The sequence below is a fragment of the Janthinobacterium sp. RA13 genome (genome assembly GCF_000745325.1).
GTDB lineage: Bacteria > Pseudomonadota > Gammaproteobacteria > Burkholderiales > Burkholderiaceae_D > Janthinobacterium > Janthinobacterium rivuli.
Genome location: NZ_JQNP01000001.1, coordinates 3,058,704 through 3,080,472, shown reverse-complemented (window position 1 = coordinate 3,080,472; position 21,769 = coordinate 3,058,704). Strand labels below are relative to the sequence as shown.

Sequence of the window (21,769 nt, the reverse complement as noted above, 5' to 3'; positions counted from 1 at the left end):
CGAAAGCGCTGCTTGGTTTTTCCCGGGGCGCGCCCCATGATTTCCCCATTTGGTGAGAATTGGATAGTTTTGGTGGCGCCTTTGTTGCCATCCTGTTCTTGCCGCCGGGAGAAACACATGCAACTTGCGAATCTGAAAATCTCCGTCCGCCTGGGTCTGTTGGGCGCCTTTTTCTTTCTTGCGCTGGTGTTCGTTGGCGCGCGTGGCTGGAGCGCGCTCGACGCGGCCAGTGTGCGCAGCGCGGACGCCATGCAGCGTTCCGTCGCCCTGACGGAAGCGGTCGACGCGGCGCGCAGCGCGCAAGTGGAATTCAAGATCCAGGTGCAGGAATGGAAAAACATCCTGCTGCGCGGCGGCGATGCGGCCGCCTTCCAGCGCTACCGCGAAGCGTTTGTCGCCAGCGGCGCGCAGACGCGCAAGGAATTGAAAAGCCTGCAATCGATGATGGCCGCGCTGGGGCTCGACACGGCGCCCGTGGAGCAGGCGCTGCAGGCGCATGACGCGCTGGGCGTGAGCTACCTGGCGGCGCTGCAAAAGTTTGATGGCGCGCGCGCCGACAGCGCCCACACGGTCGATGCGCTGGTCAAGGGCATGGACCGCGAACCGACGCGCCAGATCGACGCCATCGTCGCCGCCATCGGCAAGCAGTCGCACGCCCTGATGGCGCAGATGAAGGAGCGCGATGCGGCCGCGCACCGCAGCGCCAGCATCGCCATGCTGGCCACCGTGCTGCTGACCCTGGTCGTCGGTACCGTCACCGTGTGGTGGCTGATCCGCAGCATCACGGTGCCGCTGGGCGCTGCCGTCGGCATCGCCCAGCAAGTGGCGGCCGGCGACTTGCGCGCCGTGGTGGCCGACGGCAGCCGCGATGAAATCGGCGACCTGCTGCGCGCCTTGAAAGCGATGAGCGGCAACCTGGCCGCCATCGTGGGACGGGTGCGCGCCGGCACGGACGCCATCGCCACGGCGTCCGCTGAAATCGCCAGCGGCAATATGGACCTGTCGTCGCGTACGGAAGAGCAAGCCAGCTCGCTGGAAGAAACGGCTGCCTCGATGATCGAGCTGACGTCCACCGTGCGGCAGAATAACGACAACGCGGACCAGGCGCGCCAGCTGGCCGGCGGCGCGGCCGACGTGGCGCAGCGCGGTGGCGAGGCCGTGGCGCAGGTGGTGCAGACCATGAGCCATATCAATGCCTCGTCCAAGCGCATCGTCGACATCATCGCCGTCATCGACGGCATCGCCTTCCAGACGAATATCCTGGCCCTGAATGCGGCCGTGGAAGCGGCGCGCGCGGGCGAGCAGGGACGCGGCTTTGCCGTCGTGGCCACCGAAGTGCGCAACCTGGCGCAGAGGTCAAGCGCGGCGGCCATGGAAATCAAGCAGCTGATCGGCGCATCCGTGCGCACGGTGGAAGAGGGCAGCGTGCTGGCCGGTCAGGCGGGGCGCACGATGGACGACGTGGTGAGCAGCGTGCAGCGCGTCAACGCCATCATCGGCGAGATCGCCGTGGCCAGCGTGGAGCAGCGCGACGGCATCGAGCTGATCAGCATCGCCATCAGCCAGATGGATGGCGTGACGCAGCAAAACGCGGCTCTGGTGGAGCAGGCGGCCGCCGCCGCGGACGCGCTGCAGCAGCAGGCGGCCAGCCTGGCCGACGCCGTCAGCATCTTCAAGCTGCATGCGGCGCCGGCACTGGCGCCGGCACCGGAACTGAAACCGGGCCGGCTGGCGCTGGCTTAGAACGTGTACTTCGCCGTCAGCACGGCGCTGCGCGGATCGCCGAATGCATTGCCGCTGTCGATGCTGCTGATGGCCTGGTAGTAGCTGCGGTCGAAGACGTTGGTCACGCTCAGGCGCACGTCGAGCTGGCGGTTCACTTGCCAGCCCGCGTTCAGGTCGGCCACCGCGTAGCCGCCCTGGCGGATGGCGCTGTTGGTCTTGTAGACCTGGTTCTGCGCCCGCAGCGCGCCGCCGACGCGCCACGCATCGGACAGGCGATAGCTGGTGGACAGGCGCAGCAGGCGGCTGGGGCGCTCGGCCGCATAGCGCGCGCCGACGGCATTGCTGCCCTGTGCCTTGGCGTACTCGGCCGTGTTGTAGGTAAAGCCCGCGCTCATCTGCCAGCGCGGCGTCAACGCGCCGGACACGCTCAGCTCGAACCCATCGCTGCGTACTTCACCGGCCGCCTCGGAACATGACAGCAGGCCGGGGCCGCACTGCGTCAGCGGCAGCGCTGTCGCCAGGTTCTTTTGCACGATGCGGAACACGGCCGCCGAGGCGTTCAGCGCGCCGCCGAAGTATTCGCCCTTCACGCCCGCTTCCATGTTGATGCCCGTGACGGGATCGAGCAGCACGCCATGCCTGTCGACGGCGCTTTGCGGATTGAAGATGCTGGTCCAGCTGCCGTACAGCGAGTGCTGGGCGTCGATGTCGTACACCAGGCCCGCATATGGCGTGACTTCCCGGCTCACCTTGTAGCCGGAGCGGGCCCCCGTAAACGTATTGATGGCGCGGTAGTCATACCAGTCGACGCGGCCTCCCACCAGCAGGGCCAGCGGATCGGCCAGGCTGAAGCGGGCCGTCGTGTAGACGCCCGTCTGCTTCGTCTTGCTGTCCTGGCCATAGTAGAAGGTGCCGATCGCCGGTTTCACGGGCGCGCCCGTATCCCAGTTCACGGGGTTGAAGGTATAGCTGTAGTCGGGCACCGACTTGTAGCCCTTGTCTTCGGTATCGCGCGTGCGGTAGCTGGCGCCGAAGACGATTTCATGGCGGCGGCCCAGCAGGCTGAAAGGACCGGCTGCCTGCGCATCGACAATGCGTTGCTGGCGGTCGTAGACAAAGGCGTTGGCCGCGCTGAGGCGGAACAGATTCGTCTTCGGCACGCGGGCGATGCCTGTGACGACGGAGTCGAGTTCGTCCTGCAGCGCCTGCGCCGCCAGTTTGACCTTCCAGCCGTTGCCCAACCGGTGTTCGAGTTCGGCGAACAGGCGCGTGTTTTTCTTGTTCCAGAAGGTCCAGTCGGGCGCATTACTGGCCGAGAGGTCGAGCGGCAGGAAACTGCCATCGAGCGCCGTCGGCAAGCCGTACCACGTGGAGCCGGGATTGCGCTCGTCGTTGACGTGGAAGCCCACGCTCAGGGTCGTGTCGCGCGACAGGTCGGCGTCGGCAGTGGCGTAGAGCAGGGCGCGCTTGTGGCGGTAGTTCGAGATGAACGTGTCGGTATCCTGGTAGGCGGCCACGGCGCGCCCGCGCAGGCTGCCCGCCTGGTTCAGCGCGCCGCGCGCATCGACTTCGCCGCGGTAGTCGTGGTAGCGGCCGACGCTGCCCGTGAGCGACACCTCGTTCTGCGCCGTAGGGCGCTTGCGCACGAAATTCATCGTGCCCGACGGGTTGCCCACGCCATTCATCATGCCGGCCGCGCCGCGCAGGATTTCGACCCGGTCGTACATGGCCAGGGTGGCGAAACCCAGGGTGTCGCCGTCGGCCGACATGGTCAGACCGTCTTCCGTGAAATTGCTGATCGAGAAACCGCGTGAATAAAAGCTGGCGCGCTCGGTGGCGCCCTTGTTCAGGCTCAGACCCGGCGTGATATTGGCGATGTCCTCGACCGAGCGGATATTCATGTCGTCCATTTGCTGGCGCGTGACGACGCTGACCGATTGCGGCGTCTCGCGCATGGACAGGTTCAGGCGTGTGGCCGCGGTCATGCTGCCGCTGGTGTAGGAGCCGCTGCCTTCGGTGGTGGCGGAGGCGGCCTGCGCGTTGACGCGCACCTCGGGCAGATTCTGCTCCTGCTGCTGCGCCTGGCCATGGGCCGGTGCACCCAAGGTGCCGAGAATGGCCGCGGCCATGAGGGTCGGCGCCAATGCGGCGGCCTTTCGCTGTGCGCTGTGGTTTGTCATTGACTGCTCCCGGTGTCGCGATGATGTGGTGGATGAAGCAGGCGGATGCCTGTTTCACAATATGCGTCGCTGGGGAGAGTGTTGCGCCTGGCTTGCTTGGCCATGCCGCTGCTGTCCTGGCCTGGGCGCAGGGACTCAGATGAATGGAGTGAATCTCAATAATGAGAATCATTCTCATTTTAGTGCGGCGCAGCAATTGTTGCAATAATTGGTGAGATTGTCTGTGGGAGGATTGCAACAGTGATCTCGCCTCGCCGTGATTGACACCAGTCAAGCGTCGCCCGATCAGGCAAATATCGCGCCAAAATTCTTATACTATTTCCTTTCCGCATGGTTCTGCGCCCGGCCGCATGGCGCGCGTTGCAAAGGAAAAGCATGTCTTCCATCTCTTGCCTGACGGGTGACGCATGACGGCGCTGCTGCTGGCGCTGTGCCTGACCCTCGCCGTGGTGCTGAGCGTGCTGCTGGCCTGCCAGTGGCAGGTGGCGCGCACGTGGCGCCTGCGCCATGCGACGGGCGTGGTGCTGCAGGCGGCGCAGGCGCAACGCATGGCAGAGGCGCTGGCGCTGCTGCACGCATTGCCGGCGGCCGTCGTCGGCACCGACCACGCTGGCGTGGTGCGCTACCTGAATCCCCGCGCCAGCGCCATGGGCGGCCGGCTGGGCGACGATGGCCTGGGCCAGCCTGTGACCGAGCTGCTGCCGCTGTTCCATGACGGCACGCCCGTCGATGCGGCGCGCCAGGTGCGCGATTGCGTGGCGCGGCAGGAAGTGCTGGAAGTGGCGCGCGGCGCCGTGCTGCTGCGCCACCTTGACGGCAAGCGCATCGACGTGCAGTACAGCTGCGCGCCGCTGGCGCAGGGCGGCGCGGTGCTGCTGCTGCACGATGTGTCGGCTCGCCGGCGCGCCGAGCAGCAGCTGGAATTCATCGCCCACCACGATGGCCTGACGGGGCTGCCAAACCGGCTGCATTTCCAGATCCGCTTCGAGCACGGCATCGCCTACGCGCGCCGCCACCAGGGTTTGCTGGCCGTGCTGTTCGTCGACATCGACCGCTTCAAATCCATCAACGACAGTCTGGGGCACGACGTGGGCGACCAGGTGCTGACGGAGTTCGCGCGCCGGGTGCAGCAGTGCGTGCGCAAGGTCGACACGGTGGCGCGCCAGGGCGGCGACGAATTCATCATCCTGCTGACGGAACTGCGCACGGCGCACGATGCCGAGCGGGTGGCCGAAAAAATCGTCGGCGCCATCGCCGCGCCCTTCGTCATCGGCGAATACAGCCTGTCGGTGGCGGCCAGCGTGGGCGTGGCCCTGTATCCGGACGATGACGACGACGTCAATGCGCTGATCGAAAAGGCCGACCTGGCCATGTATGCGGCCAAGCGCCACGCGCCCGGTACCTGCCTGCGCTACGCGCCGCGCATGCAGACGCAGTCGTATTCGCGCACCATCCTCGAGACGGCCCTGCGCCACGCGCTCGAACGCAACGAGTTCGCGTTGTATTACCAGCCGCGCATGGACTTGAAGACGCGCACGATCACGGGCGTGAAAGCGCTGCTGCGCTGGAAGCACCCGGAACTGGGCCTGATGATGCCGCTCGATTTTTTGCCGGTGCTGGAAGAAAGCGCCTTGATCCTGCCGGTGGGAGCGTGGGTGATGGCCACGGCGGTGGAACAGGCGCGCAGCTGGATCACGCAGGGGCAGAGGCTGACGGTGTCCGTCAGCCTGTCGGCGCGCCAGTTCTACCAGCGCGATATCGCGCGCAATTTCGCCGCCGCGCTGGAGGCGGCCGGCGTGCCGGGGCATTGCATCGAACTGGAAATCGCCGCCGGCATCTTGATCGACCGCAACCAGAACTGCGAACTGATACTGCGCCAGTTCCGCCAGCTGGGCGTGGCGATTTCCATCAGCGATTTCGGCACGGGCGACGCTTCGCTCAACTACCTGAAACGCTTTCCCACGGATGCCGTGAAGATCGAAAAGTGTTTTGTCGACGACGTGGGCAAGCCCGGTGGCGACGGCGCCATGGTGCGCGCCATCGTGGCGATGGCGCGCACCTTGGGGCTGCGCACCATCGCCGGCGGCGTGGAAAGCGGCGAGCAGCTGGAACTGCTGGCCGAGATGGGCTGCGACGAGGCGTTTGGCTACTATCTGGGCCGCGCCATGGCGCCCGAGGGCATCGAGGTGCTGCTCAAAACGAGTGAAGCCATTCAGAACTGATAGCGCAGCGACAGCATGGCGTTGCGCGGATCGCCGTAGTAGCCGCCCATGCCCGTCGAATAGTACTTTTTGTCGAAGACATTGTTGACGTTCAGGGTCGCCAGCAGTTGCTTGCTGACCTGGTACTGCGCCATCAGTCCCGCCACCGCATACGCCTTTTGCGTGAAGCGTTCGCCGTTCGGCCCGCGGTCGTCCGTGTAGATATCGCTTTGCCAGTTCACGCCGCCGCCCAGCACCAGGCCCGGCACGCCTTGCGCCAGGCGCCAGGTGGTCCACAGCTTGGCCATGTTCTGCGGCTGGTTGGTCTGGATGCGTGCGCCGGCGGCATTGCGGATGCGGCTATGGGCATAGCTGGCCGTCAGTTGCCAGTCGGGACGCAGCTGGCCCGACACTTCCGCCTCGAAGCCACGCGTGGTGGCACCTTTCACCGTGTGGTAGGCGTAGGAACCGCCGCCCGTGCCGATGATCCAGACATTGCCCGGATCGGCTTCGGCCAGGTTTTCCTGCTTCAGCTGGAAGAGCGCGGCGCTGGTGGTGAGCTTGCCGCCGAAGAATTCGCCCTTGGCACCCACTTCGTAGTTCTTGCCTTCGAGCGGCGCCAGGAAGCGGCTGTTGACGTCGCGCTGGCTTTGCGGCGTGAAGATGCTGGTGTAGCTGGCATAGGCCGACCAGTGCCGGCCCAGGTCGTAGACGAGGCCCGCATACGGCGTGATCTTGCCGTTTTCGCGCATCGCGTCATACAGGTCCGTGCCGTTGAAAAAATCGCTGCGAATGTCGCGCTTCCAGTACGACAGGCGCGCGCCCAAAATCACCGACAGCGCGTCCGTCGGGCGCAGGCGCAAGGTCGAATACAGGCCGCTTTCCTGTTCCTTGTCGTATGAGCTGCCCCGGCGCGTGCCGCTGTAGTCGGGCACCGGCATGGCGCCGTTCCAGGCGTGAATATCCGGCACCGTATGGTCATAGCCATCGAGGCGCCAGTTCGGATAGAGGGGGCTATTCGTCTTGAGTTCCGAAGTGCTCACGCCCAGCACCAGTTCGTGCTGGCGGCCGAAGGCCTGGAACGGGCCGCTGACATAGGCGTCGAGCGAGGTCTGTTGCGGCTTGCTGTGCCAGTTGGCCAGCCACAGCTTCATGCCGCCGCCCGTAGCGCGGTCCGGGTAGCCGTCGCCGGAAAAGCCCTGCAAGGCGTCGTACTGGTTGCTGCTGCGGCTCACGGCCACCCTGGCGATCCAGTCATTGTCGAAATAATGGTCGAGCGTGGCGAACAGCATGCTCTGTTCGCGGTCATACGTGCTCCACGCCGCCGTGCCGTTCATCGAGCGCTTGAAATGGGTCAGCGAGCCGTCGGCATAGAACATGGGGAATTCACGGCCCGCGCCTTTCAGCTTTTCCTTCTGGTAGTTGATGCCGGCGCCGAGCACCGTCGATGGCGTCAGGTCCGCTTCGACGATGGCGTACAGCACATCCTTTTTCTGCTGGTAGCGGTCGATGAACGAGCGCTGGTCTTCATGCGCGGCGACGATGCGTGCGCGTACCTTGCCGTCCGCCGTCAAGGGCGTCGAGACATCGCCTTCGATGCGGTAGCGGTCCCACGAACCGAGCTGGGCGCCGGCCGTGGCGGCAAAGCTGCGGCCCGGACGTTTGCGCACCAGGTTGACGGCGGCCGACGGACTGCCCGTGCCGCTGATCAGGCCCGTGGCGCCGCGGATGATCTCGACCCTGTCGTAGATGGCCATGTCGTAGGTGCGCGCTTCCAGGCTTTTGCTGGTCGGGATGCCGTCGAACATGTACGAGGTGACTTCGAAGCCGCGTGAAAACACCTGGTCGTATTCGCGCGTGCTCGAGGAATGGTCGACCGTGATGCCGGGCGACTGCACCAGTACGTCCTGCAAGGTGCGCAAGCCCTGGTCTTCGATCCGCTGGCGCGTGATGACGCTGACCGCTTGCGGCGTTTCGCGCAGCGACAGGTTCAGGCGCGTGGCGCTGGTCAGGCCCGCATACCCGCGCTTGCCTTCCGTGGTGCCGTCGCGCAGGGCGCTGGAGCTGACGGCCACTTCGCCCAGGGTGGCGGCGATCGGCGCGGCGGGTAACGCGGTACCCGCCTTGCGCAGCACGTAGCTGCGTTCCCCGCTGGGCAGCGCTTCCAGGCCCGTGCCGGCCAGCAGGCGGGCCAGGGCCTGCGGCACCGTGTAGCTGCCGCTCAGGCCTGGCGTGCGCACGCCTTGCAGCAGTTCGGCCGCCGCGCCCACGCTCACTTTTGCTTCGATGGCAAAGCTGGCGATGGCGGCGGACAGCTCGCCCGCCGGCACGTGGAAGGCCGTTTGCGCGGTGGCTGGCGCGGTGGCATCGGCGGCCATGGCCGGCGCCTGCGCCAGCGACAGCAGGATCACGGCGCTGCCGATGGCGCGTGCGAGGGGAGTCAAACGGGGTGGGTGCATGGTGTGGCCTTTCCGGTGAGTGTCGTTGTCGTACTTACAGGACAGGCCATGCCGAAAAAAGGGGCCAAATTTCACGATTATTTTTTGCGGGCCGCGAGAGTGACCCAGTACGGGGTGCGGTACAGCACGTCGACGGGCAGCATGCGCGCCAGGCTGTCCAGCACGGCGTCCGTGTCGTCGAGCTGGAAGGCGCCCGACAGGCGCAAGCCCGCCACTTGCGGTTCCACGCGCAGCAGGCCGGGACGGTAGCGTGACAGCTCAAAAGCGAAGGCGTCGAGGCGCATGTCCTGCGCCGCCAGCATGCCGTGCGCCCATGCATCGGCTTGCAGCGGGGCCGGCGTGGGCAGGCCGGCGTGGCTGGCGTCGAAGCGGCTTTGCTGTCCCGCCACGAGCGTGCGGACGGTGGCCGACGGCGCGCGCGGCGTGATTTCCACCGCGTGTTCGAGCACCGTCACACGGCTGGCGTCGTCGTCGACGCGCACGGTGAAGCGCGTGCCCAGCGCGCGGATGCGGCCATGGCAGGTGGCGACGATGAAAGGGCGGCTGCCCGCATGGTCGGGGCGCGTCTGCACCAGCACTTCGCCGCGGCGCAGGGTCAGCAGGCGTTCACCGGCGCCATACGCCACGTCGACGGCGCTGTCCGTGTTGAGCACCAGGGTGCCGCCATCGGGCAGGGATATTTCGCGCCGTTCGCCCACGCCGCTGCGGTAATCAGCCAGCATCTCGTGGCGCACCAGCAGCCAGGCGGCGGGCGCCGCCATCAGCGCCAGCAATACCTGCACGGCCACGCGGCGTTGCGGCCGGCGCAGCACGGGCACGGCCAGCTCCGGCGGCAGCAAATTCGCCGTCTGGCTCACCTGCCGTACCCTGTTCCAGGCGCGCGCATGTTCCGGGTCGCGTGCGCGCCACTGGGCGCTGGCGGCCAGGTCGTCCGGCGTGGCCTGGCCCGACTGCTCCAATAAATACCATTCGACGGCCTGGCGCGCCACCTTGCGCGACAGCGGCGGAGATGGCGAAGCGGCCGCGCTCATGCCGGCAAGTCCTGCGCCAGCAGCACGCATTCGGTCAGCGCCTCGGCCATGTAGCGCTTCACGGAGCGTTCGCCGATGCCCAGCTGCGCGGCGATGTCCGCATAGGCATGGCCTTCGATCTGCGCCAGGATGAAGACGGCGCGCACCTTCGGTCTCAGGCCATCGAGCATGGCATCGACGGCTTGCAGCGCCTGCAGGATTTCCACGCGCCGCTCGGTCGATGGCACATGCTGTTCGGGTAGGGCGGCCAGCGCATCGGCCCACGCGCGTTCCAGCGACTGGCGGCGCAGGTGGTTGATCAGCAGGTGCTTGGCGACGGTCGCCAGGTAAGCCTTGGGTGCGCGCAGGGCCGGCGTTTGCGGCTGCATGGGCGCGCCGGCCAGCAGGCGCGCGAAGGTGTCCTGCATCAGGTCGGCCGCCTCGGCGGCATTGCCCAGGCGCCGTTGCAGCCAGTGCGCCAGCCAACCGTGGTGTGCGCGGTAATGGCTTTCCAGTTGCGTGGACAGCAGGGGTGGCATGGCCATGATCGTTACCGTACTGCCAGCGCGACGGCGGCCAGCAAGGCCGCCACGCCGATCATGCGCGCCAGGCGCATGGCCTGGTGCGGCGCATACGGCAGCAGCCAGATCAGCAGCAAGCCGCAGCCCGTCAGGCTGCCGACCCAGTAGACGAGGCCATAGCCGCCGCCGGCGATGTGCATGGCCCAGGCCAGGCCGGCCGCCAGCGCCAGCCAGCCAGCCCACTGCAGGCGGCGGCGCAGCGGCGCGGGCGGTTCGGCGCCGCGTCCGTGCAAGTCGGCGTAGTGGCGGTCCATCGCCAGGCACAGCGAAGACAGGCCCGCGTAGCACAGCGCGAAGACGAGGAAATTGGCTAACAGTTCCATCACGCGGCCTCCATCGTTTGCGCCGGTTTCACCGGTGCCGCCTTGGCCGCCTTCACGGGCAGCGGTTTCAGTTTGTACGCCGCATACGCGAGACCGAGGCCCAGCAGCAGCACCACCAGGTCGAAGGCGGCCACCGCAACGGGGCCGCGGCCCAGGAACAGGGTCACGCCCAGGTGCGAATTGGTGGTGAAGACGTTCAGCACGGGCAGCGACGCCAGCAGGAAGGCGCCGGCGGCCAGCTGCATGCGCCACATGGCGCGCGAGGGGCGCAGCTGGGCGATGATGGCGGCCAGGGCCCAGGCGCCGAAGAAGCAGGCGATTTCCTCTTTTGGCCGGTCTTCCATCGTCACCGACAGCAGGCGGTTGGCCCAGAAGTAGGCGCCAAAGGCGATCGGGATGCCGGCGATGGCGCCGATGTTGAGCGCCTCGACCAGGCGCAGGCCGAAGCTGGCGCGCTTGCCGGCGGCCAGCGCCTTGGCCTGCTTCTGGCGCGTCTTGACGGCCCACAGCAGGGCGCCCGTGGCGACCATGGCGCAGCCGGCCAGGCCGGACAGGAAGAACAGGGCGCGCAGCAGCGGTCCGCCGAAATGCGCGACGTGCAGTCCCACCATGACGCCTTGCGTGGCGGCCGCGCCGGGCTGCGCCTCGCCGTCGCTCGACAGCAGTTTGCCGGACACGCCATCGAATTCCATCGATGGCTGCTTCGACGACATGTCGCGTCCACCGGCGCGCGTCAGTGAAATGGTGGCGTTGGCGTCGCCCGGGTGGTTGACGGAGATGCGCTCGACCTTGCCGCCGCCCCAGTGCTGCTCCGCCTGGCGCACGAGGGGCGCCAACGGCGTCAGCGGCGCGGCCACGCCGGCCGGCTTGCTGTCGCCCGAGCGGCCGGGGAAGGCTTCGGCGAAGAAGGTATCCTGGTCGCCCTTGTAGGCGGCCGTGACGCCGGAAGGCATGTACAGGAACATCAACGTGACCAGGCCCGTGTAGGTGATCATGATGTGATAGGGCAGGGCCAGCACGGCCGTCACGTTGTGCGCGTCCAGCCACGAGCGCTGGCCCTTTTTCGGCCGGAAGGTAAACAGATCCTTGAAGATGCGCTTGTGCGTGACGATGCCGCTGATGATGGAGACGAACATGAACATGGCGCAGAACCCCACGATCCAGCGGCCCCAGATGGCCGACATGTAGTGCAGGTCGAAGTGCAGGCGGTAGAGGAATTCGCCGCCCCGCGTCTCGCGCGGCTTTGATAGCACTTCGCCCGTGGCCGGGTCGGCTTTTTCGCTATGAAAATTGCCGCGCCGGCCGCGTTTCTTTTCGCCCGGTTTCGAGGGTTTGCTCCAGCCCAGTTGCGTGGACGGGCTGCGCTCGCCGGGCAGGCTGATGAACCAGCGCGTGGCGCCGTCTGCCCGTTCTTCCATCGCCTGTTGCGCGACCTTGGCCGCTTCCTCGGTGCTCACCTGGCTGGCGGCGGCGCCGTGCAGTTCGGGCTGCATCCACAGGGTGATTTCATTGCGGTAGTAGCTGGCCGTGCCGGCGCAAAACACCAGCAGCAAGATCCAGCAGACGAGCAGGCCGGACCAGGTGTGCAGCCATGCCATCGACTGGCGGAAACCTTCTTTCATGCGAGACTCCAGGATAGTGCGTCCATCCACTGCAGGATGGCGGCGATGACGGCGGCCGGCATCAACAGGCCCAGCCAGGCGCGCAGGGCGCTGCGCGTGGCGAAGACCCACAGCACGGCGCAGGTGTAGATGGCAAACGACAGCAGGGTGGCCGTCATGACGGCTTCGGAGCGGGCCATGGGCAGGCTCACCGACAGCAGCATGGTGACCAGCGCGGCCAGCACGTAGCCGCCAACGATGGCCGCCACGCTGCGCGAGGCCACGCCGAGGCGGTAGATCGCGCCGGCGGACAGGCGCAGGCGCGCGATTTTAATGATGGCTGGCGCTGGCATGCTCAGTCATGATCCTTGCTGGGCGGCAGGGCCGGGCCGGCCGGCAGCGGCGTCACGCCTTGCGGCTGCACCAGGCTCAGGGTCGTCACGAACATGGCCTTGTCATAGGCTTGCGCGCCGCGCTGGCCGGCCGTCTTGTCCGTGTGCTGCACTTCCAGCACATAGGTGCCCTTCCATGGCAGCGGGAAGCTGACCAGGCCTTGCGCATCGCTCCACGCTTCCTTGCCCCAGCCCGACTGCACCACGGCGTTGACCTTGGCCTGCGCCAGCGGCTTGCCCTGGTAGCTGACCTGGAACTGGCCTGGTTTGCCGGTCGGCACCAGGTCCAGGGTCAGCGCGGGAGCTTGCGCCTTGCCGTCGGCGACCAGGCGCGCGGCGGGAATCCATACGGTGCGCGTGCTCTTGCCATCCTTCTTTTCTTCCCACGATGGGTAGTTGTCTTCCTCGACGATGATGCTTTCGCCCGCGCCCGCCTTGCCATTGAGGAGGAACGCGCCGGCCGTCTTGCTCGCCTGCAGCGGCTGCGCGCCCTTGGCCGACACCCACGTCACGTTCCTGATGCTGAACTTGTCGAGCAGGCCGGGCGACGCTTCGCGCAGGTTGTCGCCGAACTCGCCGAAGTACACACTGGCCGCCTTGCCGTCCTGCTGCAGCCAGATCTGGTGCGCGCTGGCCGTGCCGGAAACGAGGGCCGCGCCCAGCAGGGCGGTGGCGAGGGCGCCGAGGCGCGCGATGGAAGTGAGGTGCATGGTGTATCCCTTGGTTTATGGTGAGAAACGTGGTTGTCGCAGCGGTGCAAGGTGCCGGGAAGCGGCGGCGGCAATGCCGGCCGGCGAACGTGCCCGCGCCATGAAACTACCTTTTTCGTTATTGATACGGGAAGGCTTGCTTGGCGGGGATGCCTGGCTGGCGCAGCGTGTCATCCAGCTGCGCATCAGCCATGCCGTCCTGGCCGGTCGATGGCAGGCAGGACATGCGGGATGCGGACTCCGAACGGAATCCAAATGTGAATGAGAACTATTCTTATTATAGTGCGAGGTTGCGAGACATGCAAGAGAGAGGTGTTGTAACGATGTCGTAAACGAGCACGGCCACCGTACTGACGCGGTGCCCGTGCAAGCGCGCAAGCGCGGGCGTTACAGCTGGCCGCGCAGGGTCAGCATGGCGTTGCGTGGTTCGCCATAGAAGTTGGAGCCATAGGCGGCCCACACGCGCGTGTAGTATTTTTTATCGAACAGGTTGTTCACCGTCAGCGACAGCTCCAGCTTGGGACTGAGGCGGTAGCCAGCCTGCAAGCCCACCGTGGTGACGGGTCCCTGCTCGAATTTCACGGGGCCGTTCAGGCGGTACATGCTGCTGACGCTGCGCAAGCCGCCGCCCACGCTGACTTTATCGAGCGCGCCGGCCAGCCGGTAAGTGGTCCACAGATTGACATTGTGGCGCGGCGCGATGAAGGTGTACAGCTGGGCCTTCTGATCATCGCTGCCTTCGAGGGTGCGCGTGCTGGTGTAGGAATAGCCGCTCGTGATGTTCCAGCCCGGCAGGGGGCTGCCGCTCAGCTCGGCTTCCACGCCCTGGTTGCGCATCTTGCCGGCGCCGATGGAAAACAGCGGGTTGGCCGGATCTGGCATGGCGCGGTTCTCGTCTTCCATGCGGAACAGGGCCGCATGCGCATTGACGTTCTTGTCGAACAGCTCCGCCTTCAGGCCCAGTTCGAACTGCTGGCCCGTGCGCGGTTTCAGGATCTGGCCGGCGGCGTCCGTGGTGGTCTGGGGCGAGAAGATGCGCGTGTAGCTGGCGTAGGCCGACACCTGCTTGTCGAGTTCATAGACCAGGCCCGCGTACGGCGTGAATTTCGCATTGATGGTGTTGCTGACATCGGTGAACTGGTTGAAATAGGCATTGCGGTTGACGGTATGGTTGTTCCGGTGCGTCAGGCGCCCGCCCAGGTTGACGGCGAGCCGGTCCGTCGCTTGCAGGCGGGTGCGCGCGTACAGGCCCAACTGCTTGGTGCGGTTGTCGTTGCCGTTGGAAAAGGTGTAGCTGGGCCGGGCGATATTGTTATCCGGGTGGAAGATGTTGATCGGCGCAGTGTCGCCGCCACCATACTGGAAATTTTTGTGCACCTGGCGGTAGTCGGCGCCCACGATCAGGTCGTGGCTGCGGCCGAACGCCTGGAACGGCGTCGCCAGCCAGGCATCGAGTCCCTGCGTCTTCCAGTGGCTGCGGTAGGTCCAGCTGATCAGGCAGCTCTCGCCCGTGACAGGGTCTGCCGAACAATCGGGCCAGCCGAAATGGCGCGATGGTTCGTCCTGCTCGCGGTACAAAGCGGTCACCTTGAACTGGCCGCCGTTGTCCAGTTTGTGATCGAGTTCGGCAAAATATTCCGTGACCTTTTCCGTGATGTGGTTCCAGGCCGGGTCCAGGTACGTGGAGCGGGGCACGTCGAGCAGGCGCCCGTCTTCATAGGCGGGCAGGCCGAAGGCGGGACGGCCCTTGTATTCCTGCCAGGTGACGCCGCCCGTCAGCACGGTGCCCGGCGCCACATCGACGGCAACGGTGCCGTACAGCAGTGGTTTTTCCGCATACACGTGGTCGACGAAGGAGCGCCGGTGTTCGTAGGCGGCCACCAGGCGGCCGCGCACCTTGCCGTCCGCGCTCAAGGGACCCGTGACGTCCGCTTCCGCATAGTAGCGGTCCCAGGAACCCGCGCTGAGCACGCCGCTGGCGGTGTAGGTGTCGCGCGCCCGCTTGCGCACCAGGTTGATGCTGCCGCCCGGGTCGCCCGCGCCCTGGAACAGGCCGTCCGGTCCGCGCAGCACTTCCACGCGGTCATAGATGGCCAGGCCGAAGCCGGCTGACAGATCGTTGCCCGTGCTGGCCGGCGTCATCACGCCATCGACCTGTACCGAGTCCAGCGCATGGCCGCGCGAATAAAAATTGCCGTGGTTGCCGCCCGTGCTGCTCGCTTCGACGGTGATGCCCGTCACGCCGCGCATGGCGTCATCCAGGTTCAGCAAATTCTGGTCGTTCAGCTGCTGGCGCGTCAGCACGGAGATGGACTGGGGAATCTCGCGCAGGCTTTGCCGGCCCTTGCCGATGCTCACTGCCTGCGCCGCATACGACTTCGTCAGTTCGGTATCCGCCGTCGCCTCCTGGCGCGCGCTGACGGTGATTTCCGCCAGGGTCGCCACCTTGCCCGTGGCGGCGGGCGCCGGGCGGATGATGACGCTGTTGCCGTCGATGCTGGCGGACAGGCCGCTGCCGGCCAGCAGACGCTCCAGGCTGTCGGCCACGCTGAGCGTGCCGCTGACGGCGGGCGCCGTCTTGCCGGCCACCAGTTCCGGCGCGAACAGCAGTTGCAAATTGGCTTGCCGCGCCAGCTCATTCAGGGCTTGCCCCAGAGGTTGGGCGGCGATGGCTAGTTTGACGGATGACAAGGTTTGCGCGTGTGCCAAGGGGATGCTGCCCAGGGCCAGCATGGCGGCCAGGGCGAAGGGGGCGGGTGTCAGATTGAGGCGGGGGGACCACATGTTGCATTTCTCCAGGTTAATTTATTGTCGATTAACCTGGTAGACGCGGCAGCGGGAAAAACCCTCACCTGCGAATGCGAATTATTTTCATTTATTTTTTTGGGAAGTGCATAGCCGGTGCCTGCGCAGGTGCTCTCGGCGCCATGCCGATGGTGCTGACGGTGCCGCTGCGCACGACTTGTACGGGCAAGAGTTGCGGCAAGGCGGCGGCGAAGCGGTCGAGCTGGGTCAGGCTGAAGCTGCCGCCGATGCGCAAGCGCGCGACGGCGGGATCGCGCACGACGAAGCCCGTGTCGCCATAGCGTTCGAATTCGGCCAGCGCCGCACCCAGCGGCACATTGTCGAAGGTGATCCTGCCGTCGCGCCACGGCGCCACGCTGCCCGGGGCCAGGCTGGCGACGGCAGACAGGCGGCCGCCGGCATCGCTGCTGACGCCCTGGCCGGCCCGCAGGTCGACCTGATCTTGTCCTACGCCGGCCACGCGCACCTGGCCATGCTGCACGGCCACGCGCAGCTGGCCGTCGTGCACCAGCGTGTTACGCACGGAAAACTGCGTGCCCACCACCGTCACTGTCAACGGACCGCTGAGCACGTCGAACGGCTGGCCCTGCTTCGATTGCACCTGGAACAGCGCTTCGCCGTGCGCCAGGCGCACTTCGCGGCGCTGGCGGTACAGGGTGACGTGCAGTTGCGTGGCCGTATCGAGCTGCACCTGGCTGCCGTCGGGTAGCGAGATGGCCAGGCGCTGGCCGCGCACGGTGGCATACGACTGGCTGAACGTGGGTTGCTGCCACCACTGGTAGCCGCCCGCGCCCACGCCGAGCAGCAGCATGGCGGCGGCCGCATACGGCAGCATGCGCAGGGAGCGCAGAAGCGGGCGGCGGGCGGATGGCGCTGGCACTGTCCAGCGGGCGGCCACCTGCGCGGGAATCCGGCGCGCCGCGCGATAGGTGTCTTGCAACTGGGCATACGCGTGCGCGTGCAGCGCATCGGCCGCCAGCCAGGCGGCAAACTCGGCCTGTTGCCGCGCATCGAGGTTACCGCGCCGGCTGAACCACGTGGCCGCCGCCAGCGCTACCGGGTCTTGCGTGGCGGCAAAGTCGGCATGCTCGCGCAAGTCCGCCTGCTCCTGGGCGGAGGGGCCGAAATCATGGCGGGGCGGGTGGGCTGTCATGGACGGCATTATGCGCATTCCCGCAGAGAACGCAACTGCGCCTGGCAACTGAGCATGCCGCGCGCGATATGTTTTTCCACCATGCTCACGGAAATGCCCATGCGCGCAGCGATCTGTGCGTGCGGCAATTCCTCGAAGATGTGCAGCACGAAGGCATCGCGGCAGCGCGGTGGCAAGGCGTCGATGGCGGCCACGCAGGCTTGCCAGTCCTGGCTGCTTTCCAATGCCTGTTCCGGCTGCAAATGACGGGGCCCTGCCGGATGCGCGGCCTCCGGCAGGGCGTCGAGTTCCTCGTGCTGGCGCAAGGCGGCGCGGCGGTGCTGGTCGATCAGCAGGTTGCGCGCCGTGTGGTACAGCAGCGCGCGCGGTTCGCGCACGGCCGCCTCGCCCAGCACGCGCGCATAGCTTTCCTGCACCAGGTCGGCCGCTGCCTCGCGGTTGCGCACGCTGCGCCAGCAAAAGTTCAACAGTTCTTGGTAATAGCGTGCAACCACGGCGTCCGATGTATGAGTCCGCAGCCAGGAATGCCGCATATGAGAATGATTCTCATTATATGGCATGCCGCGATGTTGCGTTAAGCGGCTTGGCGCACCGTGGCAGACGTACAACGCTTTGCCCTGCGGCCAGCATCGGTTAACATGGGAAGTTAATAAGGAGGCAAGATGAGTATACAAATCATCAATACGGCGCCGGTGGCCGGCCAGCGGCCTGGCACCTCGGGCTTGCGCAAGAAGGTGGCTGTCTTCAGCGCACCGCAATACCTGGAAAACTTCGTGCAGAGCGTGTTTGACACGCTGGGCGACTGCCGCGGCCAGACCTTGGTGCTGGGCGGCGACGGGCGTTACTACAACCGCGCGGCCATCCAGACGGTGCTGCGCATGGCGGCCGCGCATGGCTACGCGCGCGTGTTGCTGGGGCAGGGCGGCATTTTGTCGACGCCGGCCGTCAGCTGCGTGATTCGCAAGCATGGCGCCAGCGGCGGCATCATCCTGTCGGCCAGCCATAACCCGGGCGGCCCCGATGGCGATTTCGGCATCAAGTACAACATCGCCAATGGCGGCCCGGCGCCCGAAAAGGTCACCGAGGCCATCTACGCCTGCACGCAAGGCATCGCCGAATACCGCATCAGCGACGCTGCCGACATCGACCTCGATGTGCTGGGAGTGGCGCGCATCGAGCAGATGACGGTCGAAGTGATCGATCCGGTGCTTGATTACGCGGAACTGATGCAGCAGCTGTTCGACTTCGACGCCATCCGCGCCCTGTTCGCGGGCGGCCTGCGCCTCTGCTTTGACGGCATGCACGCCGTTTCCGGCCCGTATGCGACGGCCATCCTGGAAGGCATGCTGGGCGCGGCTAAGGGCAGCGTCATCAACGGCGTGCCCCTGGAAGACTTCGGCGGCGGCCATCCCGACCCGAATCCCGTCAACGCGCACGAGCTGATCGCCATCATGGCTGCCGACGATGCCCCGGACTTTGGCGCCGCCTCCGATGGCGACGGCGACCGCAACATGATCGTCGGCCGGCGCTTCGACGTGACGCCCTCGGACAGCCTGGCGATCCTGGCCGCCAACGCCACGCTGGCGCCCGGCTACCGCGACGGTTTGAACGGCATCGCCCGCTCCATGCCGACGTCGGGCGCGGCCGACCGTGTCGCTGGCGCGCTGGGCATCCCTTGCCACGAGACGCCGACAGGCTGGAAATTCTTCGGCACCCTGCTCGACGCGGGCATGGCCACCTTGTGCGGCGAAGAAAGCTACGGCACGGGCTCGAACCACGTGCGCGAAAAAGATGGTTTGTGGGCCGTGCTGTTCTGGCTCAACCTGCTGGCAGAGAAAAAACAATCGGTGGAAGAGATCGTGCGCGCGCACTGGGCCACGTATGGCCGCAACTACTATTCGCGCCACGACTACGAAGACATCGACAGCGCCGGCGCGCAGCAGCTGATGGACGCCGTGCGCGGCCAGCTGGCCGCCTTGCCCGGCCAGGTGTTCGATGGTTACACGGTGGCGCTGGCCGACGATTTCAGCTACACGGACCCCGTTGACGGCTCCGTGGCCACGCAGCAGGGCATCCGCATCATCATGACGGACGGCGCGCGCATCGTGCTGCGCCTGTCCGGCACGGGCACCGAGGGCGCGACCCTGCGCCTGTACCTGGAGCGCTACGAAGCCGATCCGGCCCGGCACGATATTCCCACCCAGGAAGCGCTGGCGGGGCTGATCGGCGTGGCCGAGCAGCTGGCGCAGATCCGTGAGCGCACGGGGCGCGATGGGCCGACGGTGACGACGTAAAAAAGGGCGCCCGAGGGCGCCCTTCTTGATTGCGGCAGATCAAACCGGCATCATGCTTTCGCCGGCACCACCGCCTGGCGGTAGTTGTCCACCATCTTGTAGCGCTTCGCATACAGGCCGAAGGCCAGCATGGCGACGGCGGCAAAGGCGGCGAAGAAGAACATCTGGAAAGCCGTCACGCTGATGCCGCTTTCGGCGATCTTGCCGATCACGCCTTCGTTCATGACGCTGCGGTTGACGATCAGCACCCACAGGTTGCCCACCGTGGTCGACAGATTCCAGAAGCTCATGATGGCGCCCTTCATCGAGACGGGCGCCTGGCTGTACGCAAACTCCAGCCCCGTCGCCGAGACCAGCACTTCGCCGAACGTCAGCAAGGCGTATGGCAGGATCTGCCACATGATGGAGACGGCGTTGCCGCTGTCGAGTGCCAGTTGCAGCAAGCCGATGACGATCCACGCCAGCGAGGAAAAGCCGATACCGGCCGTCATGCGGCGCAGGGCCGTCGCTTCCAGGCCGAAGCGGTTCAGCATCGGGTACAGCACCAGGTTGTTGAACGGGATCAGCAGCATCACCAGCATCGGGTTCAGCGCCTGCATCTGCGCCGGCAGGAACCAGCTTGGTTTTTCCATGGTGTTCGCTTGCACGATCCACGTCGAGGCCTTCTGGTCGAACAGCGAGAAGAACGGCGTGACGAGGGCGAAGATGACGAGGATGCGCAGCACGGCGCGCACGCCTTCGACGGCTTCGTCGGGGTGGATGCCGCGTGCGCGTTCCAGCTGCATGGCCGTGCCGATGCTGCCGAAGGCCAGCAGCAAGACCAGCGCGGTACATGCGGAAATCACGAAGCCCCATTCTGGAATGCTGTAGAACGCATACAGGGCGCCGACGACGCCGACATAGGCCACATACAGGCCTGGGCGCGAACCGCCGTCGACGCGGGCCAGCAGGGCCGTGCGGGCCACGCGGGTGAACGAATCGGGGTTTGGCGGTGCCGGCGGCACGTGCACGTATTTCTTGGCGCCCATCCAGAAGACGATGGTGGCGGCCAGCATCATGATGCCGGGGATGCCGAAGGCGATCGACGGACCGTAGTCGCGCAGGAACATCGGCATCAGCAGCGAGGCGAAGAAGGAGCCGAAGTTGATGATCCAGTAGAACAGGTCGAAGACCAGCTTGGCCTTGTGCTTGTTGGTCTGGTCGAACTGGTCGCCGACAAACGAGGCGACCAGCGGCTTGATGCCGCCGGAACCGAAGGCGATCAGGAACAGGCCGAAATAGAAGCCGTTGACGCTGTTTTCAAACAGGGCCAGGCAGGCATGGCCGGCGCAATACACGAGGCTGAGCCAGAAGATGGTGTTGTACTTGCCGAAGAAGCGGTCGGCCAGCCAGCCGCCCAGCAGCGGGAAGAAATACACGCCGATGACGAAGGTGTGGAAGACGTGCTTGGCTTCGCCCGTGCGCTGGTCGATCGGGATCATCAGCAGCAGGGTGCTGATGAGGAATGGCGTCAGGATGTTGCGCATGCCATAAAAGCTGAAGCGTTCGCAGCCTTCGTTGGCGATGATGTACGGTATTTGCCGCGGCATTTTGCCCGTGGCGGTTTGTGTCTCGGCCGATGACATTGGCTCTCCCCCAAGTTTTTTTTGTAAGCCGCGATGCTAAGGCCTGCCGCGTTTGCTTGCAACAGAAAAAACGGCCTGTCCGCTATTTCGCAGGGATTTGTAAGGTATTGATTTTCATAAAGACATTACTTTCGGCACTTGCAATGGCACTTGCACGAACCGGGCGGGGCAGCAACAGCTGCATATGCAGCATGCCATCCGCCGCGGGACGGTCCTCCAGCGTAAAACCGCAAGCCAGGTACAGGGTCAATGCCGCATGGTTGTCCTGCGCCACGGCCAGGCGCACGCGGGCCAGTTCGGGCACGCTGCAGGCGTGCGCGATGGCCGCCTGCACCAGTTGCCGTCCCGCACCGCACCCGCGCGCCTGCGGCGCCACGTACACGCTCCACAGACTGGCCTTGTCCTGCACGACGGCAATCGGTTCGCGGCGTAGGCCAGCCATGCCGATCAATTGTTCTTTGTTGAAAGCGCCAAATATTATTTGGTGCGAGGTGACGCGCAAGCGCTCGGCTATCTGTGCCAGCGGCAAGCCGCTTTCCGCCGCATGCGTGGTGCAGAAGGCGGCGGGCAGTTCGGCGATGCCGGCCAGGCGCAGCGCGCGGTAGGCGCTGGCGTCGTCTGGCGTGAGGGGGCGGACAGTGATGGCGGGCATGTGGGCGAGTATCGGGCTTTGATGCCAGAAAGTAAAGCTTGCGCTACAACGCCGGCGT

At 66.0% G+C, this 21,769-nt stretch carries 16 protein-coding genes; 3 read left to right on the top strand and 13 right to left on the bottom strand.

Annotation, left to right across the window (positions count from 1 at the left end; all coding sequences use genetic code 11):
- Window positions 1-117 precede the first annotated feature (117 nt).
- Window positions 118-1,743, top strand: a complete 1,626-nt coding sequence (locus FG13_RS13660) for a methyl-accepting chemotaxis protein (protein ID WP_035821639.1) — start codon at window positions 118-120, stop codon at window positions 1,741-1,743.
- Here the strand turns inward: FG13_RS13660 and FG13_RS13655 are convergent.
- On the bottom strand, window positions 1,740-3,905 hold the full coding sequence (locus tag FG13_RS13655; protein WP_081922570.1) for a TonB-dependent siderophore receptor: 2,166 nt from the start codon (window positions 3,903-3,905) through the stop codon (window positions 1,740-1,742). The genes FG13_RS13660 and FG13_RS13655 overlap by 4 nt on opposite strands.
- Before the next feature lie 407 nt (window positions 3,906-4,312).
- Here FG13_RS13655 and FG13_RS13650 point away from each other — a divergent pair, with 407 nt between their 5' ends.
- Window positions 4,313-6,127 (top strand): putative bifunctional diguanylate cyclase/phosphodiesterase, encoded by a 1,815-nt coding sequence (locus tag FG13_RS13650; RefSeq protein WP_081922569.1) that lies wholly within the window; start codon window positions 4,313-4,315, stop codon window positions 6,125-6,127.
- On the opposite strand, the gene FG13_RS13645 is transcribed toward FG13_RS13650, so the two are convergent.
- From FG13_RS13645 to FG13_RS13600, 10 genes are all read right to left on the bottom strand, one after another.
- Window positions 6,118-8,565 (bottom strand): TonB-dependent siderophore receptor, encoded by a 2,448-nt coding sequence (locus FG13_RS13645; RefSeq protein WP_035821637.1) that lies wholly within the window; start codon window positions 8,563-8,565, stop codon window positions 6,118-6,120. The two genes, FG13_RS13650 and FG13_RS13645, sit on opposite strands and share 10 nt — an antisense overlap.
- Window positions 8,566-8,642: 77 nt before the next feature.
- Window positions 8,643-9,596, bottom strand: coding sequence for a FecR domain-containing protein (locus FG13_RS13640; RefSeq protein ID WP_035821635.1), 954 nt, complete (start codon window positions 9,594-9,596; stop codon window positions 8,643-8,645).
- On the bottom strand, window positions 9,593-10,120 hold the full coding sequence (locus tag FG13_RS13635; protein WP_035821633.1) for a sigma-70 family RNA polymerase sigma factor: 528 nt from the start codon (window positions 10,118-10,120) through the stop codon (window positions 9,593-9,595). The genes FG13_RS13640 and FG13_RS13635 overlap by 4 nt, the downstream gene beginning before the upstream one ends.
- Before the next feature lie 5 nt (window positions 10,121-10,125).
- Window positions 10,126-10,479 carry a DUF3325 domain-containing protein gene (locus FG13_RS13630; RefSeq protein ID WP_035821631.1) on the bottom strand — a complete coding sequence of 118 codons (354 nt, stop codon included), beginning with the start codon at window positions 10,477-10,479 and terminating at the stop codon, window positions 10,126-10,128.
- The gene (locus tag FG13_RS13625) at window positions 10,479-12,101 is read right to left on the bottom strand and encodes a PepSY-associated TM helix domain-containing protein (protein WP_035821628.1); all 1,623 of its coding nucleotides are present in this window, start codon (window positions 12,099-12,101) and stop codon (window positions 10,479-10,481) included. The genes FG13_RS13630 and FG13_RS13625 overlap by 1 nt, the downstream gene beginning before the upstream one ends.
- Complete coding sequence (locus FG13_RS13620; protein ID WP_051959021.1) at window positions 12,098-12,433, bottom strand: DUF3649 domain-containing protein; 336 nt, start codon at window positions 12,431-12,433, stop codon at window positions 12,098-12,100. The genes FG13_RS13625 and FG13_RS13620 overlap by 4 nt, the downstream gene beginning before the upstream one ends.
- Before the next feature lie 2 nt (window positions 12,434-12,435).
- A complete protein-coding gene (locus FG13_RS13615) occupies window positions 12,436-13,182 on the bottom strand; it encodes a DUF4198 domain-containing protein (RefSeq protein WP_035821626.1) in 747 nt (248 codons plus the stop codon).
- Between the two features lie 387 nt (window positions 13,183-13,569).
- Window positions 13,570-15,966 (bottom strand): TonB-dependent siderophore receptor, encoded by a 2,397-nt coding sequence (locus tag FG13_RS13610; RefSeq protein ID WP_235211729.1) that lies wholly within the window; start codon window positions 15,964-15,966, stop codon window positions 13,570-13,572.
- Between the two features lie 91 nt (window positions 15,967-16,057).
- Window positions 16,058-17,149 carry a FecR family protein gene (locus FG13_RS13605; protein ID WP_235211728.1) on the bottom strand — a complete coding sequence of 364 codons (1,092 nt, stop codon included), beginning with the start codon at window positions 17,147-17,149 and terminating at the stop codon, window positions 16,058-16,060.
- Complete coding sequence (locus FG13_RS13600) at window positions 17,149-17,634, bottom strand: sigma-70 family RNA polymerase sigma factor (RefSeq protein WP_200880282.1); 486 nt, start codon at window positions 17,632-17,634, stop codon at window positions 17,149-17,151. The genes FG13_RS13605 and FG13_RS13600 overlap by 1 nt, the downstream gene beginning before the upstream one ends.
- A 168-nt stretch (window positions 17,635-17,802) precedes the next feature.
- Between FG13_RS13600 and FG13_RS13595 the strand changes: the two genes are divergently transcribed.
- A complete protein-coding gene (locus FG13_RS13595; RefSeq protein WP_035821622.1) occupies window positions 17,803-19,434 on the top strand; it encodes an alpha-D-glucose phosphate-specific phosphoglucomutase in 1,632 nt (543 codons plus the stop codon).
- Window positions 19,435-19,484: 50 nt separating this feature from the next.
- Here FG13_RS13595 and FG13_RS13590 read toward each other — a convergent pair whose 3' ends face one another.
- Together FG13_RS13590 and FG13_RS13585 are read right to left on the bottom strand one after the other, a co-directional pair.
- A complete protein-coding gene (locus tag FG13_RS13590) occupies window positions 19,485-21,023 on the bottom strand; it encodes a POT-type proton-dependent oligopeptide transporter (RefSeq protein ID WP_176388037.1) in 1,539 nt (512 codons plus the stop codon).
- Window positions 21,024-21,141: 118 nt separating this feature from the next.
- Window positions 21,142-21,711, bottom strand: a complete 570-nt coding sequence (locus tag FG13_RS13585; RefSeq protein WP_051959019.1) for a GNAT family N-acetyltransferase — start codon at window positions 21,709-21,711, stop codon at window positions 21,142-21,144.
- Window positions 21,712-21,769 lie beyond the last annotated feature (58 nt).

Coding starts and splice junctions, on each gene's coding strand:
- FG13_RS13660 (WP_035821639.1), top strand. CDS start 118: ATGCAACTTGCGAATCTGAAAATCTCCGTCCGCCTGGGTCTGTTGGGC.
- FG13_RS13655 (WP_081922570.1), bottom strand. CDS start 3,905: ATGACAAACCACAGCGCACAGCGAAAGGCCGCCGCATTGGCGCCGACC.
- FG13_RS13650 (WP_081922569.1), top strand. CDS start 4,313: ATGACGGCGCTGCTGCTGGCGCTGTGCCTGACCCTCGCCGTGGTGCTG.
- FG13_RS13645 (WP_035821637.1), bottom strand. CDS start 8,565: ATGCACCCACCCCGTTTGACTCCCCTCGCACGCGCCATCGGCAGCGCC.
- FG13_RS13640 (WP_035821635.1), bottom strand. CDS start 9,596: ATGAGCGCGGCCGCTTCGCCATCTCCGCCGCTGTCGCGCAAGGTGGCG.
- FG13_RS13635 (WP_035821633.1), bottom strand. CDS start 10,120: ATGGCCATGCCACCCCTGCTGTCCACGCAACTGGAAAGCCATTACCGC.
- FG13_RS13630 (WP_035821631.1), bottom strand. CDS start 10,479: ATGGAACTGTTAGCCAATTTCCTCGTCTTCGCGCTGTGCTACGCGGGC.
- FG13_RS13625 (WP_035821628.1), bottom strand. CDS start 12,101: ATGAAAGAAGGTTTCCGCCAGTCGATGGCATGGCTGCACACCTGGTCC.
- FG13_RS13620 (WP_051959021.1), bottom strand. CDS start 12,433: ATGCCAGCGCCAGCCATCATTAAAATCGCGCGCCTGCGCCTGTCCGCC.
- FG13_RS13615 (WP_035821626.1), bottom strand. CDS start 13,182: ATGCACCTCACTTCCATCGCGCGCCTCGGCGCCCTCGCCACCGCCCTG.
- FG13_RS13610 (WP_235211729.1), bottom strand. CDS start 15,966: ATGTGGTCCCCCCGCCTCAATCTGACACCCGCCCCCTTCGCCCTGGCC.
- FG13_RS13605 (WP_235211728.1), bottom strand. CDS start 17,149: ATGCCGTCCATGACAGCCCACCCGCCCCGCCATGATTTCGGCCCCTCC.
- FG13_RS13595 (WP_035821622.1), top strand. CDS start 17,803: ATGAGTATACAAATCATCAATACGGCGCCGGTGGCCGGCCAGCGGCCT.
- FG13_RS13590 (WP_176388037.1), bottom strand. CDS start 21,023: ATGCCGCGGCAAATACCGTACATCATCGCCAACGAAGGCTGCGAACGC.
- FG13_RS13585 (WP_051959019.1), bottom strand. CDS start 21,711: ATGCCCGCCATCACTGTCCGCCCCCTCACGCCAGACGACGCCAGCGCC.